Here is a 699-nt window from a genome sequence, read left to right as displayed (position 1 = left end):
CCCCACTGGCGGGCACGGTGACCTCGGTCGAGCACATCCCCGGCGGGTTCGTCCCGGCGTTCAACAAGGAGAGCGAGAACAACGAGCGCGTTGTCTGGCACTTCGACACCGAACTCGGGGACATCGAGATGGTCCAGATCGCCGGCGCCGTCGCCCGCCGCATCGTGCCGTACGTGCCGCAGGGCACCAAGGTCGAGCAGGGCGAGCGGATCGGCCTGATCCGCTTCGGCTCGCGGGTCGACATCTACCTTCCGGAAGGTGTCGAGACCGCGGTCGAGGTTGGCGAGACCACCACTGCGGGGGTGACTCGTCTTGACCGTAGTTGATCCGGAGACCCAGTCCGCCTGGGTTCCCGAAGCCGACGAGTGCGGTGACGACACGGACGACATGCCGCTGTCAACGCGGCTGTCGATAGCGGACACCCTCACGCTCGGCAACGCCACCTGCGGCTTCATGGCCGTGTACTTCACCACCACCGGCGTCCTCATCCCGCACCTGACGGGCAACGAGGACGGCGGGATGGCCCGGCACAGTGCCGCCACCGCGGTGATGCTGATGCTGCTCGCCTCGGTCTTCGACCTCTTCGACGGGCTCGTGGCGCGCAAGCTGCGCAGCTCGGCGATGGGCGCGGAGCTGGACAACCTCTCCGACCTGATCAGCTTCGGCCTCGCCCCGGCGTACTTCGTCGTGGTGTGGGGC

General features: G+C 67.8%; 2 protein-coding genes. Both read left to right on the top strand.

The genetic code is table 11. The annotated features are described in order from the left end of the window. Positions 1-326, top strand: a 326-nt coding sequence (locus tag KUM32_RS38590) for a phosphatidylserine decarboxylase (protein ID WP_217146463.1), incomplete at its 5' end; no start/stop codon positions are given. Beyond that, positions 313-699 (top strand): phosphatidylcholine/phosphatidylserine synthase (locus KUM32_RS38585; RefSeq protein WP_217146462.1); only part of this gene is annotated, 387 nt, incomplete at its 3' end. The genes KUM32_RS38590 and KUM32_RS38585, both read left to right, overlap by 14 nt.

It is taken from the genome of Streptomyces sp. AC627_RSS907 (genome assembly GCF_019049165.1).
This window is presented reverse-complemented; position numbering and strand designations above follow the sequence as displayed.